This is a genomic window from Mesorhizobium sp. P3_A9, from assembly GCF_056402975.1.
On sequence record NZ_JBFUGJ010000663.1, the window covers coordinates 1 to 1,503 of the forward strand.

Below are 1,503 nucleotides of genomic sequence, written 5' to 3' on the forward strand. Positions count from 1 at the left end.
GTGCAGGGTGAAGACGATGAGCCACGCGATCAATCACATGGAATCGGCGGAGGATTTGCGCGGATCCGCAAATCCTGCGCAGTCGCCACCATCGACCAGATCCAAGGAAGCAGACGCATCCCCATGTCCAGGGCAATGAAAGGGATTATCTCGGTCGTCAGCTCCGAAGTGAAGTCAGATGCCCTGCGTCCTCGCTGCCGACTTGCCTGTTAGAGAGGCGGTCAAATGGCGAGCCGTCTGCTTTTCCGTGCTCTGCGGTTAAACGATTTCGCGAAGACGCTCGTCGTCGATAGAAAAGTTCGGATTGTGAAATGGATCTTTCGTTAGATATGCATGCCCCCAACGCTCCGTGAAGATGTCGCGTTCGCGTTTCCGCGTGAACTCAATACTCGCGTCTGCGAGAATTTCTCTCACGGAGGGAGATTCCACATGCAGGAGAACAGCCGAGGGTGTCCAAGCTATGTCGTAACCACGTTCGCGCACCCGCAGGCAAAGGTCGACATCTTGTATGTACGTCGCGAAGGTTTCATCAAATCCATTCAGATCCTCGAAAACATCGCGCTTAATCATCTGGCATGCCCCTGTCGTGCAGCTGACGTTGCGCGGTGCAGACAGCAGCCCGCAATAATCCTCTTCTGGCAATGCAGCATGCCTGAAGGTGTGGCCACAAATCCCATCGAAGCCGAGAAACATACCGGCATGCTGCACCCGTTCATTCGGGTAAAGCAGCAACGCTCCAGCCATTGCAATGCGTTCGCTTTCAAGCGGCCGCAACAATTCACCCACCCAATCTTCCGTGACAGGCACGATGTCATCATTCAGGAAGAGGAGGGTATTCCCCTTCGCGTTCCTGGCGCCAAGGTTGCTCTGGGCAGAGAAATTAAACGGCTGCGGAAATTCTAAAAATTTGACTTTTGTATTTTTTGAAAGAAGCCGATGTCTCTCAATCGCCAGCGGATTATCCGTGTTGTTGGCAACAATGATGACGTCCTCAATGAAACTGTTTTTCTGGTTGAGGATGCCATTCACCAGCTGAAAGAGAAGCTGTCCTTTGTTCCGCGTACAGATGACGACCGACACCGACGGTATCCGCTCCTCCTCCGACTTGCTCACGCCATGTTTTTTGGCGCCGGGAAAGCGATAACGGAACGGTTCCGACAACGCCAAAGGCGCCGAGACCGCTTCTTCCCCAGGAAGACAAATGACGGGAAACGGCAAATGCCCGTATTTTTGAAATTTCTTCGCCTCGTATGCTTTTCCGAGCACGCCAAGAGCCAGGTCATAGGGCGTTTTGACCTCCGCATTCGCGGATTCTTGCTTTATTGCAGAGATGGAGATCAAGAACCGGGAATGAAAATAATCCTTATTCAAAGCAAGTATCGGATTTACGCCCGGCAAAAAAATTGGAAGGACCTTGTCATTCGATCGCTGCCACATATCGAATAACAACAGGTCCTTGTCGTCGCTCAGCCCATAAGCAAGCACAGCGGAGAACTTATCGGA

The 1,503-nt window shown here is 52.2% G+C and carries 2 protein-coding genes; one reads left to right on the forward strand and one right to left on the reverse strand.

Annotation, left to right across the window (positions count from 1 at the left end; translation table 11 throughout):
* Positions 1-213, forward strand: a 213-nt coding sequence (locus AC1DX0_RS35785; protein WP_477359205.1) for a hypothetical protein, incomplete at its 5' end; no start/stop codon positions are given.
* A gap of 45 nt (positions 214-258) precedes the next feature.
* Here AC1DX0_RS35785 and AC1DX0_RS35790 read toward each other — a convergent pair.
* Positions 259-1,503 (reverse strand): glycosyltransferase family 2 protein (locus tag AC1DX0_RS35790; protein ID WP_477359208.1); only part of this gene is annotated, 1,245 nt, incomplete at its 5' end.